Below are 13,074 nucleotides of genomic sequence, written 5' to 3'. Positions count from 1 at the left end.
TGTCAAACCTAGCGTAGTTCTTTTATAAACAGCCATGTCACATTTCAGCAACATAAAGACTCAAATCCGTAATCTCACCTCTTTAGAAGCCGCTTTATCCGATCTCGGTGTTGATTGGAAAGCTGGGCCTCGTTCAGTTCGTGGTTATCAAGGGCAAACCCGCAATGCCGAAGTTGTCATTGAACAAGAAAATGACTATGACATCGGTTTTAGTTGGAACGGGAACGAATATGAACTCGTTGCGGACTTACAGTATTGGAAACAGTCTTGGTCTGTGGATGGCTTCCTCAACCGCGTGACGCAGCGTTATGCTTACCATACGGTGATTCACGAAACCGAGAAACAGGGCTTTCAAGTTTCTGAGCAACAGAAGAATGAAGATGGTTCCATCCGTTTAGTTGTCCAACGCTGGAGTGCGTGATGTCTGATTCCTCCCCGATACCGGAGCGTTCCGGTTTAGAGCCAGAACTAGGAGGCATCTTTCGCGATGCACCGGAGCGTTCCGGCTTTGAACCCGAGCTCGGAGGTGCTCTACGGCAGAAGGGTGTTTATGTTGATGAAATTACCTGTATTGGCTGTAAGCACTGTGCCCATGTCGCTCGCAACACCTTTTACATCGAAGAGGATTATGGGCGATCGCGTGTCATTCGGCAAGATGGTGATTCCGAAGAAGTGATTCAGGAAGCGATTGAAACTTGTCCGGTTGATTGTATTCACTGGGTTGATTACACCGAACTTAAGCAGCTTGAACAAGAGCGTCAATATCAGGTGATTCCGCTTGTCGGTTATCCCATTGACCATAGCTTAGTTGCCATCCAGAGTCGGCAAAAGAGGCTCAAACAACAGCATAAAAAGGCCAGAAAACGGCATTAATCGTCTGTTTGGCCAACCGTTCCAACCCAAAACCCTTGATAGCTGAGTGCTGTTGAGGGTTTTATTTTAGGGGGTGGTGTTCGTTGAGGAGTTTTTCCACTCTCGCTTCCTCGATTCTTGAGGTGATTCTTTTCGCTTCGTGCATGTCCCTAGTGGTTTTTGCCACACTGAATGTAGAGCCAACGGTAAACGATAAACCGATTCCCATGTAGCCTTTGATCCAATTATCCACAGGAAGGTTGAGGATGCCAATCGTCATGGCAACAACGGCAATAGCAAAAGAAGACCAAGCTTGAACAACCCATCCCGTACTGTGTGTTTGATTGCCCGCTGGTGTTTGCATAGTCTCTCTACCTCAAATGATGGAAGAAAAATATTTATTCTTATGGTAGATATTGTGGCTCATTAGAGAATCGACAGGAGAGACAGTTGTTCAACCGTACAGAAAAAGTTACAGTGTGCCTTGCCTCAAATGGCTCAAAGTCGCACGTTCCACTTCCCTCGGACTGTGACAGTTTTTAAATTGGACGATAAGACTGGCAAAGCGAACCAAACCTAGGGTCGTTCACCTTTCTCGACCTTCATAAAAAGTCTGTACCTTGCCATCTGGATTAAAAACCACACGGATTTTTGGGTTCCCTTCTCCCTGGACAGCAGACACAAACGATTCACCGGGCGTCGGTATATTCGTGCGGTTGAGATTTTCTACCGCTGCGCTGTTAATCGGAATGATTCGCTCAACTGTACCATTCGGATTGAGGAAGACATAATACTCCAGGATTTGAGTTAAGCCCGAAGGCGGCTTCCAGCGCTGTTGGAGATAGTCTCTTACCTCTCCAACTTGAGGAATTCTGTCAAACAGTGTATTCTTATCCCCCGTATCGCTTGGAGCAGACGCCGATTGGTTTATCTCGGCGGTGGGAGAAGTCGTGCGAGTGGTAGCGGGAGGGATGGATGGATTCTCCCCATTAGACGCTGTAGATGGACTCGGATTGAGAGAGGGTAAATTGGGTAGGGAGGGAGCGGTTTCCGGTATGCCCGGTTTCGTGGTTTGCCTGGGAGCTTGTGCAGGGGGAGCCTTGTCAGCAGAAGGAGCAGAAGGAGAAGGATTTCTCTTAGAAATAGCAACTGTAGGAGTAGGAGCCATAGAACTAGGGCGATCGGCTGCTCCACCCGTAAAAACAGGGATATCCGGACGATTGGGTCGGTTCGTTGCAGGTTCAGACGGATTAACACCAATAATGGTAGTTGGGCGTTGATTTCCTAGAGAAGAATTCGTCGAACCTTGATTCCCTAAAGGGAGATTGAGCGGTGAAGGCGTCGATGGAATATTGACGCGAGAAGGGGGTGGCAGTATGGGTGCTGTAGCCAGAGGAGATGGCACTGTTGGCGTTGGCAGGAGCGTGATGGGAGGAGTGGCTACTGGTGTTGCAGGGGCAGGTGGTGTTGGACTCGGTGGCTGATTTGCGGTTGTTGCAACAGGCTGATTTTTCGGCTGATCAAAGTATTTCACCGTCGCCGCCGTGACTCCCACGGCTAACACAACAGCCGCTGCCGTACCCGCCCAAGCCGGTGGGGCTTTCTTCCAACTTAAAGGATTGAGATTGGGCAAGGCTACTGCATCCGATGCGTATTCATCCAATGCAGTGGCTAGGTCGAATAACTGGGTGACGCTCAGATTAACGAAAGGGCCGGATTCTTCGTTAGCCAAGTGACCCAGAATGAGGTTATGGGCGAGTAAGCCTTTAGGTTCCAGGTAAATATCTGTAGCTAGAGATCGGGCTTTAAGCGATCGCCGTTTGGGGTTTCGCTTGAGGTTAGGGTCTAGCGTTGAATCGTCCAACTTGCCCGGTTCTTGATAAAGAGAGCGAGAGGCGATCGCATCTGAATTCATCACCCTAGGGGCAGGTGAAGCGAGAGAATCCTGGCTGAGATTGTCATGAGTAGTTAAGCCACTACTCGCCCTTGGTGTTCCAGAGATGAGTAACTGTTGCGTCGATGGCGATTCTAAGAAGTGTTGTATGTAGCTGTTCACCGCTTCACACAACATTTCTAGCTCTATCTCATCGCCTCGGATCGTCACCCGTTGGTCATCGGGCTGTCGTGGGTCATCAAAACGCAGCTCAAAGCGTAAATTCTTCAGTACAGACTGCCCGACAAATCGTGACAGGGGCGAAGTTTTTGCCGCGATTTCTAAAGTACAGGTCGGGGGAGTATATCGTCGTAAGTTTGAATTTGATAGAGGCATGAGATTAAAGACGTTTTGAGGTTTGAGTTAGGGGAAAGTGGTGTTAAGAGCAAGCCAACAAAATCGTTGTATTGTTTTTTTCATCCCCCACATATTGGCTTCGGAGTCTCTTGATATATAGTCCAAAATCCAAAATGATATAACTCCTCGCTCCTCGCTTTTAGGGGCTAGAGGACTTCAGTCTCGCGCTCGCTCCAGCAGGGCTAACCAGAGGCGTCGGTGACCGTTGGGGCCGCTATAGAACAGCAAATCGATCAGCAGTTTAAGAGCCAGTTGGGTCAACCGATCCGGCGATACATTTTCTCCTTGCTCCATGCGCTCCTGGTAGGTATTGCTAAACGTATCCAGATAATCTCCTAACAAAGCCGCGTGATGCGGTTCATTGTTTTGTTCTGCCATTTGTTCCAAAAGCGAGACAGCACGACGGATTAACTCCTGATGCTGTTTGGCTAGGTGGCAGATCATCAGAACAAGCGATCGCGCTTCTTCCACATCTAACTTTTTCCGCCCTCCCGAACTTTTTCGCAGGGGGTTGGACTGCCGCAGACGCCATAAACCCACCCGATCCGACACCATCGACTCTAAATTTAAGTCAGCTGCGGCCTGGAGCATCGCCTCAGAACCAATATCGGCTAAGGCTTCTAGCGCTAGTAAAATCAAATCTAGCTGGGTTTTGATATTATCCAGCTCTAATGGGTCTGGCGCTTGACCCAGAGGCAATTCCTCCCAAGGGGGAGAGGGTGGCGGCGTCTTTGCGGTAGAGCGCATAGCTTTAGAGTAGGTGACCAATTTAGTGGGCGGAGAGCAGTTACCAATCTTGAAACACGACTACCAGAGTTTACGGCAAGTTTCCAGCCGCATAGTGATAGTTTTGAAAGTTTTGCCGTTTGAGTTAATAATTCTTAACTGGGTAATCGGTAATCGGTAATGGGTCATGAGTATAAAACAGCCCGTTACTCACTATTTAAGGTAAGCCAGTGTGACACCTGTACCACCCTCCGCTTGTTGGGCCAACTCAAACCGCTCAACCAGGGGATGGCGTTCCAGGAATGCATGAACCCCTTGGCGTAGCTTTCCCGTTCCTTTTCCGTGAATAATCCACAGTGTCCCCAATTGGGTTGCTTCAGAAATCCCTTGCTCCAACTCAAACTCGGCATCTGCAACATGCTTGCCCCGAATATCAATTGTATTTTTATCGGTTCGGACAACTGGAGACGGTGGCGATGCTACAGCAGGAGTCGGTGCTGGGGCGGGTTTCTGTTTGACTGGCATCTCGGCTTTTTGCCCATCAAGAGATTCCACATCCGAAAGCAGCACGGTCATTTTCATCAAGCCAAAGCGCACCGTGAGTTCACCGTCTTCATCTGGGGCACTCAGTACCTCAGCCGTCTGATTTAAGCGGGGAATACGGATGCGATCGCCGACTTTGGGTCTAAAGCTAGGTTTCTGTTTGGCAGGCAGCTTTGCCGGAAGACGGCGTTGGGCAATTTCCTGGAGGGCGTCGGTTGCTTTTTGGGCATTTTGAGCGCTTTTTGGCCCTTGTTGCAACGTCCGAATCACTTGGGCAATTTCTTCCTTGGCTTGAACCAGCGCTTCCTGCACGGCGCGTTCCTGAGACAGCTTCAATGTCCGTTCCCGCTCATTTAACAGCCTTGCCCGATCAGAGACCTCTTGATGCAGGCGTTCTGCTTGTTGGAGTAACTGGGTTGCCTCTTTTGCCTTTGTTTCCTGGCGACGCCGTTGGGCTTCTAAACCCGCAATCACTTGGTTGATATCTTCGGAGGCACCGCCGATTAGGCTTTGCGCTTGATCAACCACGTTGGGATTTAACCCCAAACGTCGTGCCACCGCTAAGGCGTTAGAACGGCCTGGAATACCCCACAATAACCGATAAGTCGGTTGAAGAGTACTATCATCAAATTCAACCGAGGCATTCTCAAATCGCTCATCTTGATATTTCAGCGCCTTGAGTTCGCCATAGTGAGTGGTGGCAACGGTTAACTGGGCTGTATTCGCTAAATGTTGCAGCAATGCGATCGCTAAAGCACTTCCTTCTGCCGGATCAGTTCCCGCACCCACTTCATCCAACAACACTAATGAGGGGCTGGGGGCTGGGGTTGAAGGTTGAAGAAGATTAGACGTTTGTGCATCGTCTTCCCAACTTTCAACCTGGGCGGCATCCTCGTCTGAATTCTGGCGCGGCGCTAACAGCGTGTCAACCTGCAACGCTTCCGACTCTCCACGGATTGCCTCAAGAATCCGACTAATGCGGCGAATGTGACCCGAAAAAGTCGATAAACTCTGCTCAATGGACTGTTCATCCCCAATATCGGCTAATACCTGATCAAACCAAGGCAGTTCCACCGGTTCTCTTGCTGGGACAAACAAACCTACCTTAGCCATCAGTGCTGCTAAGCCCAGGGTTTTCAAAGTAACCGTTTTACCCCCCGTATTCGGGCCGGTAATCGCTACCACACGAATGGACGGCTGAATCTGCACGTTAATTGGGACAACGGGTGTACCCTGTTCGTGCTGCTGCTGCCAAACTAACAAGGGATGCCGGAGTTCGCGCAGGGTGATGGTTTCTCCAGCCTGACGGTCAATAAATCGGGGTGGATTGGCTTGTAGCCACAAGCTATACCGGGCTTTTGCCGTTGCCAAATCCAGCGCTGTTGCCACGGCTAACAACTTTTCTAAATCGGGCTTAACGGCTGCCACCTGCTGTGTTAAGGCACGCAGGATTGCTTCTTCTTCGGTTTGCTCTTGACGCCGATGGATTCTAAGCTGATTCGAGAGTCCGACAATGGCGTTGGGTTCGACATAAACCGTAGCACCTGTGCTAGAGGTATCGTGTACAATACCGGGAATCGCGTCTTTCTGGGGTGCTTTGACGGGGATAACAAAGCGATCGCCTCTTTGGGTAATCACCTGTTGCTGAACGGCACCGCCTTGACGCTGCAAAATCCCCTGAAGCACTTGATAAATTCGGTCGCGCAAGGACTTCAGCTTGAGCCGTATTCCCGCCAACTTGGGGCTGGCTCGATCCGCTACATCGCCTCGTTCATCGATGCTGTGGTGGATTTCTTGCTCCAGTTCTGGATAAGTTCGCACCTCTGCTACCAACTCATTGAGGATAGGCACGTCTTCTTGATCGTCAATCACACGACGCAAGCGACGCACACCAGACAGTGTAGTGGCGATCGCTAACAGTTCTTCGCCAGACAAAAGTCCCTGAAGTTCTGCCCTCTCCAACGACTCGCCAATATCCTGGATTCCCTCAAAGGACAGCCCACTGGTTAACCGTGCCTCTAGTTGGTAAACTTCTTTCGTCTGAGTCAGCAAGTCCAGACTCTCAGACAGTGTGGCTGGCGGTTGGAGATGATGAGCTGCGATCGCCCCCAGCTTTGTAGCGGCAAATGTAGCCAGGTGCTGGCACAGGCGTGACCATTCTAGTAGTTGTAATGTTTCAGATTGAATCAAATTGAATCAAAAATTTCAGGTGTTAAAGCGTTCCCTAACGTCATTATGGGACAATTTCCCAATTCGCCGCGAGTGGGATTAACCGTAATGTTTCTTGCCTCACTTTCCCACCCTCATCCATCACTGTGAAAAAGGGCTAAGCCTACAAATGGTCATTCGGTGGTAAGGAACTGTTGACCACCCAACCAGCTTCTTCCCAGGGTTCCAACGGCACAATTGAGTAACGAGCCACCGTCTCATCGATTTGTTTAATCTCGTCAGCAGCGACGGCTTTAAATATCTCGTCTAATGCTTCTCTGTCTTGAGCCGTCAGGGGAATCCCTAGATTCGCCGAATTGCTATCCATTTTTTCTAGGCTTAATTAATGTATTGGTGTCTTACGGGCGGTTAACCTTTAAGAATTATTACAAAATATCGACAATTCTACCTTCTTTACTCTAACGAGATTCACGCATCAGCGATTCTCACTCTAGAAGGAGGAAAAGCATAGAAAAGGTTTTTCGGCAAGAGTTTGCCAAAAATAATGATGCGTAGCGCACCAGCAAAGCTGATCACTACCGTGGGGGATTGCTACAAGCCTGAATACTTTACTTTGCTACTGTGGCACCATTCGGACGGATGCATTTAACTCATCCAATTACAATCTTGCCAAGTTATAGCCGTTGTGTGTAAATTTTGTAAAATTAGTGTACTGGTGGAGCAAGGGTTTTAAGTCTTGAACTCGTTCACTTGCAAAAAGGTACAGGGTTTAGCTCTTCAGTAAGATTTCAAATTATTGAAGCTTCTGATTTCCCAAACAAAAATTGTATCTGAGTAATATGCACCCATGCAATGATGTCCCGCCTGTTATGTTACCAGAAAGGGTGAGCCGTTACGGCTTTTGAGGGTCAAAAAACTAGTTTCATGAAAAACTACGTTTTGCCTCAATTAATTCTTGATAAATGGCGACAATTCTTTTAGCCTTTCGTTCCCATTCAAATTCTTGAACCCTTTCAACAGCTTTAATCGACATGGTTTTCCGAAGCGGCTCATCTTTAACTAGTAACTTAATTTTATCCATCACTTCTTGTACTAAATACTCCCTGGAAATTGGGTCTATTTTAAATCCAGTTTCTTCAGTGACATATTCAGCAATTCCACCATTATTAGCCACTATGCAGGGAAGTCCACAAGCCATAGCTTCCAAAACCACAGCTCCTCCGAATTCTCGAATGGAAGGAAAGCAAAATATATCTGATTGGCTGTAATATTCGAGAGTTTGCTGTTGATTAATCCAGCCTACAAAATTGACTATATCGCCTAAATTTAGTTCTTGTACTTGTTTTTCTAAATTAGCTCTTTCCGAACCATCACCTACGATTGAAAGAGAAATTTTATCTTGAATTTCTTTGTCTAAGTGGCTTATTGCTTCAATAACAACATCGGCACATTTATAAGGAACTAATCTTCCCACAAAAAGCAACTTAACTTTGCTGCCATCACTGGCATTTTTAGCCCGACTTAAAAAGTCTTTAGAGATGCCGTTCTCATAGAATAGTTCAGTTTTATCATTGGGAATTGCAAACATATCCTTTAACATTTGCAATGTATAGGCTGAACCCACTAAAATCTTATCAGCTTTTTTGTAAGTCTCTACATAGCCTGGTATTAATGAGCGTCCCAAGGCTCTCAAAAAGTTTAAGTTAGCTGATTCCTGCTTGGCTGTTTCTTGAAATCCACTGGGGAAAGGAAGCCCTCCATTCACAGGCCCTAGCAGAAAAGGAGTTTTTGTACATGCTTTAACTACTTTATGAGGGTATCTCGGCATCATCGGAGTTAAGGCATGAACGATATCATAATCTCCTCTCAATATTGACTGTTTAAATTGCTGGTATACCTTATTATCAAATTCTCCGTAAATAGGATAGGTTAAAGTATGATATAAAGGCCAGTTAATTCGTCCTTTCGTCGCGAACCCTTCTACAAAATTATAGTACTTGGTATTGAAATCTCCTTGGGAAATATAAATAACTTTTTTGTGGTCTGTTTTTGTTTCAAATGCATCCCTATTTCTTTCATGAGTAACAAGGGTTACATCAACAATACGGTCGATTTCTTTAAATAAGTTATAAGCGACAAACGGAACCGAAGGGAAAGTAGGATTGCATTGCTCTACAATCATTAAAGCTTTTATTTTTTTGTGCTCCATGGATTCTTCTCTCCCAAACTTACTGAATCGACAGAAGATTAGCTTGTTAGATATAAGCTAAAGACCTTGATCAATTAATCGTTATTATTACTACATCTGCTTTAGTACTGTATCCGTATTTTTTACAAAATACCAAAGCTAAAATATATAGTTGCGGCAAGATACAACCAGCCTCTAGTTATACACAAAAATTAATTTTTGTCAACATAACGTTAAAGGACTTGATCCCTTTAGAACTGAATCGTTGAAAGCACTCAACCTTCCACTTAGGCAAACTCGGTTCAACTTCAGCTAGACAATCCAGTTGAGATTCTGGATTAGGAGCTGTCGAAGTATCAGTTGTTAACGATCATAAAGACTAAGTATTAATGCGTATTCGCTTATAATTCTTTTCCGGTTTAGTTTTTGATAACTTTTCGGGTTATCCCCAGTGACAATTCCTGCTTCCGCTTGGTAGAATTAGAGACTAATCAATTTATACCCCAAATATTTCATAACTTCAGCAATCCACGGTCTCATGATTGCAACCTTCAAGCGTGCATTTGCTGTTGTTTTACCTTTTGATTTCCTTTTTCCTTGTTGACGAAGTATTTTTTTTGACCTAGCTTTGATATAATCCCGTTTCACTTTAAGGCGCTAATCCCGAAGAGAGTAATTATCAAGAAATCACAACAATTACTCACCGAGATTCGGAATTAAGAACTGTAAATAAACATCCTTAAGGGTCGCTAAACTTTAGTCAAAAAACAACAACAAGTATTAATTCCCTCAAATAAGTATTAACTATCACAAGGTCAAATCTGGTTCTGAGAAAGAATGATGAACAGATACCTTTACCTCGTTTTCACGCCAACTTAATTCCAACACTGTTCGTAAAGGGAGCACTCAAATGAATAGCAAAACTCAGAAACGAGAGTCCCTAGCTCGGAAAAACCTGAATGGGGTTTATCAGAACTCTTCCCAAGACAGGAATCAAATCAACGGAAAGACTCCTGGACTAGAGTCTCTCGGTCTGAAAAACTTAGGTCAGGTTTACTGGAACCTACCCGTTCCTCAACTTATCGAACATTCAATAGTAAGCCAAGAAGGTATTCTAGCGAGTAATGGCGCTCTTTGTGTCAACACGGGCAAATATACAGGTCGCTCTCCTAAGGATAAATTCATTGTTGACGAACCGAGTATCCATGATGAAATAGATTGGAACACAGTCAACGTTCCGATTGCGAGCGATAAATTTGATCTACTCTACAAACGAATGCTGGCTTATATACAGGGCAAAAACCTGTATGTCTTTGATGGTTATGTTGGTGCCGATCCAAATTATCAGCTCAGTGTCCGAGTTATTAATGAACTAGCCTCTCACAATTTATTTGTCCATCAAATGTTCCTCAGGCCAACAGCAGAGGAACTCAAAACTCATCACCCTGACTTTACAGTAATATCCGTTCCAGGTTTCCAGGGTGACCCAGATATTGATGGTATCAACAGTGAAGCCTTTATTGTCCTCAGTTTTGAGAAAAGGCTGGTTCTGATTGGTGGTACCCACTATGCCGGTGAAATGAAAAAATCCGTGTTCTCGTTCATGAATTACATCATGACGAAACGGAATGTTTTGCCGATGCACTGCTCCGCCAACATGGATCAGGATGGTAACACAGCTCTATTTTTTGGACTTTCTGGCACCGGTAAAACAACATTATCTGCTGACCCCATCCGGCATTTAATTGGGGATGACGAACATGGATGGTCAGACCTTGGCACCTTCAATTTTGAGGGAGGATGTTACGCCAAGACCATTCGCCTATCCAAGGAAAATGAACCTCAGATTTGGGAAGCCATTCGCTTTGGCGCAATGCTGGAAAACGTGGTTCTCGATGAAAATACTCGTGTGCCCGATTATGACGATGGCAGCTTAACGGAAAATACTAGAGTCGCTTATCCGGTGGAACATATTCCCAATTGCGTGATTCCTAGTATCGGTGGCCATCCCAAGACCGTTATTTTCCTAACCGCCGATGCATTTGGCGTGTTGCCACCCATTGCCAAATTAACCCATCGCCAAGCCATCTATCACTTCATGTCGGGCTATACCAGTAAGGTAGCAGGTACAGAACGCGGCATTACGGAGCCACAAGCCACATTCTCAGCCTGTTTTGGTCAGCCGTTCCTACCGTTATCTGCGACAGTCTACGGTAAGATGTTATATGAAAAGCTGGTTAAGTTCGATGCTACGGTGTACTTAGTGAATACGGGTTGGACAGGTGGCCCTTATGGCATCGGCTCACGCATCAAACTGCCACTAACTCGTGCCATGATATCAGCCGCTCTCAGTGGCAAGTTGGATCGCGTCGCCTTCCATCACCATCCGATCTTCAAAATTTTGGTACCCGAAATTGTCCCTGGGGTTGAGCGGGACATTTTAGACCCTCAGAAGACTTGGAGCGATCCGGCGGCCTATGAGCAACAAGCCAAGGCTCTAGCGAAGCGGTTTGTGGAAAACTTTAAGCAGTTTCATCAGGCTCCCTTAGAGATTTTGGAAGCGGCTCCCGTGTTTTAGCGTTTTTGAGATGGAGATGCAGTCTCTCAAATAATACCTTTGATGTAGGGTGGGCATTGCCCACCCTACCATCTGCTATGGAAGTTGTGAACAGAGTTTAATGAGCAGGGGAGCTGCAAACAGCAAAGCCGCATATATCAATGTAATCGTTGCAAAGCGAATCTTTTGAGTGTTCATGATACTCTTTTCCTCTCACACCTGATCGTTTGAACTTGACGGGAAAATCCTACAGACGAAAGAAAATACACTTCAGGGAGTTGGATTACACGACTTGGTGATTTTGAACAACAGCTTTTGTGATCGGCTTTGTCGATGCCCTTGACCAAATCGAACTCAGAGGCGGTCACTGGGTTGTTGGTCAAGCAAACGCCTTGCCCCGAACGAGTGAAGCTAGAACACAATTCTTAAAAACACCAATGGGCTTAAAACTGGAAAAAGTGATTCCTTGGGGACGTTCCCTAAGCGAATATGTCAAAATGTTTCACCTAACGCCGAATGACCTCCACTTGAAAATTCTCGATTGTGCCGGTGGCCCTGCCAGCTTCAACGCCGAGATGAGTCAGCAAGGATACTCAGTGATTTCATCTGACCCGATTTATCAGTTTTCTGCCGATGAAATTGCCCAGCGTATCCAAGAAACTTACCCAACCGTCATAGAGGGAGTTAAGGCCGCTCAGGAATACTACGTCTGGCAGGATATCCAATCACCCGAACAATTGGGACAAATCCGCATGAGTGCCATGCAATTATTTGTGGAAGATTTTCCCCTAGGAATTCAGCAAGGACGTTATGTGATGGATGAACTGCCGGGGTTGCCCTTTGAATGCGATCGCTTTGACTTAGCCTTGTGCAGTCATTTTCTATTTACTTATTCCGATTTAATCTCCCAAGAGTTTCACCTTGCCTCAATTCAGGAATTGTGTCGCGTGGCGAGTGAAGTGCGAATTTTCCCCCTTTTAAATATTTCTGGGGAACCTTCCTATTTGCTGCCATGGGTCATGAAAGAATTAACGGCACAGGGATATAACTTGGAAATTCAGCAGGTGCCTTATGAATTTCAGAAAGGGGGTAACCAGCTATTGCGAGTTTGGTAGCCTTTGGCAATGCCTCTAAGGAGCAAGCGCTGGTACGTTTAAAATTGGTTATTTATGATTGGCGTGCTTGTCCCAAGCAATAACCAAATAATAGGAGATTTCTGATGTCCGATCTGGGGTTTACACACGTCGCGCTTCCTGTAACTCATCTGGATGCCAGCATCACGTTTTATTCAAAGTATGCACGAATGCAAGTGGTTCACCACCGCACGGATCAAACCAATCAATCTGATGTTGTCTGGCTAGGCGACCTCACTCGGCCTTTTGTGATCGTGCTGATTCAAATGCCCACTGTAGAATATCCACTCTTACCTATCGCCCATCTGGGTGTAGCGTGCGCGACTCGTGAGGAAGTAGATCGCCTTTGTGATCAGGCTCGGTTAGAGGGTGTTCTAGAAGTAGGGCCGGCGGAGGAGGGATACCCGGTGGGTTACTGGGCTTTTATCCGTGACCCGGACGGTCATACTCTTGAAATTTCTTATGGTCAGGAAGTGAGTTTTACCGTCAAGCAAGCGGCTGAAATGAAGGCTAAGGAGTAAGGGAGGGCTGTAGGGCGATCGCAAGGGTGCTTAGGTGGGGATAAAGCCCAGTAACAGAGTATCCTATAACAATTAGGTAATACATCAAACTGAAG

General features: G+C 46.2%; 11 protein-coding genes. 5 read left to right on the top strand and 6 right to left on the bottom strand.

All coding sequences use genetic code 11. The annotated features are described in order from the left end of the window. Positions 1-34 precede the first annotated feature (34 nt). A complete protein-coding gene (locus MIC7113_RS04180) occupies positions 35-421 on the top strand; it encodes a DUF1257 domain-containing protein (RefSeq protein ID WP_015180921.1) in 387 nt (128 codons plus the stop codon). Next, positions 421-873 (top strand): ferredoxin, encoded by a 453-nt coding sequence (locus MIC7113_RS04175; RefSeq protein WP_015180920.1) that lies wholly within the window; start codon positions 421-423, stop codon positions 871-873. Before MIC7113_RS04180 ends, MIC7113_RS04175 begins: the two co-directional genes overlap by 1 nt. Before the next feature lie 61 nt (positions 874-934). On the opposite strand, the gene MIC7113_RS04170 is transcribed toward MIC7113_RS04175, so the two are convergent. From MIC7113_RS04170 to MIC7113_RS04145, 6 genes are all read right to left on the bottom strand, one after another. After that, on the bottom strand, positions 935-1,216 hold the full coding sequence (locus tag MIC7113_RS04170; RefSeq protein WP_015180919.1) for a YiaA/YiaB family inner membrane protein: 282 nt from the start codon (positions 1,214-1,216) through the stop codon (positions 935-937). Between the two features lie 222 nt (positions 1,217-1,438). Beyond that, positions 1,439-3,121 carry a DUF4335 domain-containing protein gene (locus MIC7113_RS04165; RefSeq protein ID WP_015180918.1) on the bottom strand — a complete coding sequence of 561 codons (1,683 nt, stop codon included), beginning with the start codon at positions 3,119-3,121 and terminating at the stop codon, positions 1,439-1,441. Positions 3,122-3,298: 177 nt separating this feature from the next. Continuing rightward, positions 3,299-3,889: a DUF3038 domain-containing protein gene (locus tag MIC7113_RS04160; RefSeq protein WP_015180917.1), complete on the bottom strand. Its 591-nt coding sequence runs from the start codon at positions 3,887-3,889 to the stop codon at positions 3,299-3,301. A 192-nt stretch (positions 3,890-4,081) separates the two neighbouring features. Then, positions 4,082-6,601: an endonuclease MutS2 gene (locus MIC7113_RS04155; protein WP_015180916.1), complete on the bottom strand. Its 2,520-nt coding sequence runs from the start codon at positions 6,599-6,601 to the stop codon at positions 4,082-4,084. A gap of 142 nt (positions 6,602-6,743) precedes the next feature. After that, a complete protein-coding gene (locus tag MIC7113_RS04150) occupies positions 6,744-6,947 on the bottom strand; it encodes a hypothetical protein (protein WP_015180915.1) in 204 nt (67 codons plus the stop codon). 555 nt (positions 6,948-7,502) lie between these two features. Beyond that, a complete protein-coding gene (locus MIC7113_RS04145) occupies positions 7,503-8,789 on the bottom strand; it encodes a glycosyltransferase family 4 protein (protein WP_015180914.1) in 1,287 nt (428 codons plus the stop codon). An 889-nt stretch (positions 8,790-9,678) separates the two neighbouring features. Here MIC7113_RS04145 and pckA point away from each other — a divergent pair. The 3 genes from pckA (at position 9,679) to MIC7113_RS04130 (ending at position 12,979) form a co-directional block, all read left to right on the top strand. Then, positions 9,679-11,346, top strand: coding sequence for a phosphoenolpyruvate carboxykinase (ATP) (gene pckA / locus MIC7113_RS04140; protein ID WP_015180913.1), 1,668 nt, complete (start codon positions 9,679-9,681; stop codon positions 11,344-11,346). 416 nt (positions 11,347-11,762) lie between these two features. Next, positions 11,763-12,440, top strand: coding sequence for a hypothetical protein (locus tag MIC7113_RS04135; protein ID WP_041780441.1), 678 nt, complete (start codon positions 11,763-11,765; stop codon positions 12,438-12,440). A gap of 104 nt (positions 12,441-12,544) precedes the next feature. Next, positions 12,545-12,979: a VOC family protein gene (locus MIC7113_RS04130; RefSeq protein WP_015180911.1), complete on the top strand. Its 435-nt coding sequence runs from the start codon at positions 12,545-12,547 to the stop codon at positions 12,977-12,979. Positions 12,980-13,074: the final 95 nt, after the last annotated feature.

The sequence above is a fragment of the Allocoleopsis franciscana PCC 7113 genome (assembly GCF_000317515.1).
Lineage (GTDB): Bacteria > Cyanobacteriota > Cyanobacteriia > Cyanobacteriales > Coleofasciculaceae > Allocoleopsis > Allocoleopsis franciscana.
Note: the sequence above shows the minus strand (reverse complement) of the source record. Positions and strands in the feature narration are given on the sequence as shown.

Excerpts from the sequence above, each read along its gene's own strand:
- MIC7113_RS04130 (WP_015180911.1), top strand. The coding sequence starts at position 12,545 with ATGTCCGATCTGGGGTTTACACACGTCGCGCTTCCTGTAACTCATCTG.
- MIC7113_RS04180 (WP_015180921.1), top strand. The coding sequence starts at position 35 with ATGTCACATTTCAGCAACATAAAGACTCAAATCCGTAATCTCACCTCT.
- MIC7113_RS04145 (WP_015180914.1), bottom strand. The coding sequence starts at position 8,789 with ATGGAGCACAAAAAAATAAAAGCTTTAATGATTGTAGAGCAATGCAAT.
- MIC7113_RS04170 (WP_015180919.1), bottom strand. The coding sequence starts at position 1,216 with ATGCAAACACCAGCGGGCAATCAAACACACAGTACGGGATGGGTTGTT.
- MIC7113_RS04165 (WP_015180918.1), bottom strand. The coding sequence starts at position 3,121 with ATGCCTCTATCAAATTCAAACTTACGACGATATACTCCCCCGACCTGT.
- MIC7113_RS04150 (WP_015180915.1), bottom strand. The coding sequence starts at position 6,947 with ATGGATAGCAATTCGGCGAATCTAGGGATTCCCCTGACGGCTCAAGAC.
- pckA (WP_015180913.1), top strand. The coding sequence starts at position 9,679 with ATGAATAGCAAAACTCAGAAACGAGAGTCCCTAGCTCGGAAAAACCTG.
- MIC7113_RS04175 (WP_015180920.1), top strand. The coding sequence starts at position 421 with ATGTCTGATTCCTCCCCGATACCGGAGCGTTCCGGTTTAGAGCCAGAA.
- MIC7113_RS04160 (WP_015180917.1), bottom strand. The coding sequence starts at position 3,889 with ATGCGCTCTACCGCAAAGACGCCGCCACCCTCTCCCCCTTGGGAGGAA.
- MIC7113_RS04135 (WP_041780441.1), top strand. The coding sequence starts at position 11,763 with ATGGGCTTAAAACTGGAAAAAGTGATTCCTTGGGGACGTTCCCTAAGC.